This is a genomic window from Acinetobacter sp. TG2027, from assembly GCF_000302435.1.
GTDB classification, from domain to species: Bacteria; Pseudomonadota; Gammaproteobacteria; order Pseudomonadales; family Moraxellaceae; genus Acinetobacter; species Acinetobacter pittii.
Genome location: NZ_AMJN01000056.1, coordinates 1 through 2,409 on the forward strand (window position 1 = coordinate 1; position 2,409 = coordinate 2,409).

The 2,409-nt window shown below is 48.4% G+C and carries 1 protein-coding gene and 4 pseudogenes; 3 read left to right on the forward strand and 2 right to left on the reverse strand.

The features are described 5' to 3' along the window. Nucleotides 1–814 (reverse strand): annotated as a pseudogene (locus tag B806_RS0117665) (IS5-like element ISAba13 family transposase); the annotation flags it as partial. A gap of 186 nt (nt 815–1,000) precedes the next feature. Beyond that, nucleotides 1,001–1,349 (reverse strand): annotated as a pseudogene (locus B806_RS0117670) (IS630 transposase-related protein). Nucleotides 1,350–1,408: 59 nt separating this feature from the next. Between B806_RS0117670 and B806_RS0117675 the strand changes: the two are divergent. From B806_RS0117675 to B806_RS20180, 3 genes and pseudogenes are all read left to right on the forward strand, one after another. After that, a pseudogene (locus B806_RS0117675) lies at nt 1,409–1,740 on the forward strand (GGDEF domain-containing protein). Nucleotides 1,741–1,751: 11 nt separating this feature from the next. Continuing rightward, entirely contained in the window at nt 1,752–2,240 is a 489-nt protein-coding gene (locus tag B806_RS0117680; protein WP_017401780.1) for a phosphate-starvation-inducible PsiE family protein, read from the forward strand. Next, nucleotides 2,227–2,409 (forward strand): annotated as a pseudogene (locus B806_RS20180) (hypothetical protein); the annotation flags it as partial. The gene B806_RS0117680 and the pseudogene B806_RS20180, both read left to right, overlap by 14 nt.

Here is a 2,409-nt window from a genome sequence, read left to right on the forward strand (position 1 = left end):
ATAATTTGATGCAATGCATCTTGGTTTCAACCAAACTTCGCCGATGATAGCCTGGCCATTTCTTCCAAATAGTTCTTCCTAAACGTTTAACTGTTCAAAGCAACTCATTGCGTTCTAGCGAGCCCATCTTTTTATCTTTCCATGGCTTCGCATTTTTTCTTGGTGGAATCACTGCATGTGCTTGCCGATCCGCAATGACCTGTCGGCACTGTTTGGTATCATAAGCTCCATCGGTATAGACGGAGTCAACTCTCTCATCTTGTGGAATCTGATCGAGTAAATCACCAAGTACCTGTGAATCACTCACATTGTTGGTTGTGAGCTGAACAGCGCGTATTTGTAAGGTTTTAGCATCTATACCCATATGTAATTTACGCCATTGGCGACGATATTCAGACTGATGTTTTTTACGCTTCCATTCACCCTCACCTAAGAATTTCAGACCTGTAGAGTCAACGATTAGATACAGTCCATCACAACTTTTTTGATAGCTAATCACAATATCAATATGCTGTTGTCGTCTACAAATTGTAGTGTAGTCTGGCGCTATCCAATTTAACCCACAAAGATGGATGAGACTTTGAACAAAGCCAGTGACCATGCGTAAAGACAATCGGAAGAGAGATTTAATCATTAGGCAGCATTGGATAGCTGCGTCGGAGTAAGTTTGATTTCGTCCTTGTTTGCCTTTTGATGGGGCATACCATTGCGTAGCAGGATCAAACCAAATGGCAATATTTCCACGATTAATGAGAGCTCGGTTATATGAAGACCAATTGGTTGTGCGATAAATTTTAGGTGTCGACTTATTCATTTGAAAATTATATTGTGGAATAAGCCTTTAGAGATAGGTTTGTGCAACAAAGCCATTGCCAATTATATGTTCCATAACAAGGATTTCCCTGTTTTGAATAACCATGAGGTCTATGTTCATGAGATTTAAATCCACTTTCATCAAGATAGATGATTGGGTGTTGATACCTTAATCGGTTTAAATCTTTTAAATACTGCTCTCTGAGTTCTGTTTTTGCTTTCGGGTGCAGTAAGGTCTTTTTTTAACTGTGATATTTAGATCCTTGAGCGCATCTCCAATTGTAGAAATACCACAACCAAAACGAGCAGCGCGTTCATATTGATAATCATCAGGATATTGCTCAACATCTGCACGTAAGGCATCATCATCAACTTTAGATGGTTTTCTTGGTCGAGTTCTTTTTATTTCGATTCGCTTTTTTCCATTCGACAATTGTATTTTTATCAATTTCGAAGTGCTGAGCAACCGCTCGAATAGATTGGCCTTCTTCAAGCTTGGCTAATATTTTCTTTCTAAAATGTATTGGATAACTCATATCGGTATTGTATTGGTTTTTTTGCGTGCTTACTATATGGACACGGGTGCGGCGATGAGGTGCTCAAGCACTTTGCTGCACGGTTGAGGGAACACATTCGCGCAACCGACATGGCTGCCCGGATTGGGGGGAGGAATTCGCTGTGTTGTTGGAAGCGGCATCGATTGAAGACGCCCAAGTATGGGCGGAGCGATTTCGTCAAGACGTTGCGACGACAGCGGTGGTGTGTGGAGAGGTGTCGATCAGCTATAGCGCCAGCATGGGGGTGGCCCCCCTTGACGTCTGCTTAAACTCTTCCGAGCAGGTGATGCAGCAGGCGGACAGCGCGCTCTACCAGGCAAAAAGACAAGGGCGCAACCAAGTTGTGGGCGCACAAGTATTTCAGAATTGAGAGGAATGGCGATGAAGGAAAAGCAACCGGACCCGATCAAAACATTTCGTGCCCAATGGGCAGTGATGACGTTCTACGAGCGCTTCGAACAGGTGATCGCGCTCGCGCTGTCCGCAATCATTGCCGTGATCATCGTGGTCTCGCTGCTGCAGCTGATCTCGATCGTCTTCAGCCTGCTGGTCATCGATGCGTTCAATCCGCTCGATCACAAGGTCTTCCAGACCGTGTTCGGCATGATCATGACGCTGCTCATCGCCATGGAGTTTAAGCATTCCATCGTGCGGGTGGCCTTGCGCCGCGATAGCATCATCCAAGTCAAGACGGTGATCCTGATCGGGCTGATCGCCCTGGCGCGCAAGTTCGTGATCCTCGACCCGGAGACCAGCCCCGCCAAGATCGCGGCGCTCGCAGGCGCGATGCTGGCCCTCGGGGCGACTTACTGGCTGCTGCGCGAGCGCGATGACCGGGCCGCTGGGGAAAGCCCAAATGAGCCATCGTGATCGGCGCCACGCGCAGGCTGCCGGCGACGGCGGCAATCCCGAGCAGGGTCAGCACCAACAGCGCGGTTTGCAGGCGATTGAGCCAGCGATGCCGCGCGCCGGCAGCCTGCTGTTGGGTGACAGCGCTCTGTGGCTGGCGCTGGCGGCCGCGGGGGTCACCCCGCTGCTC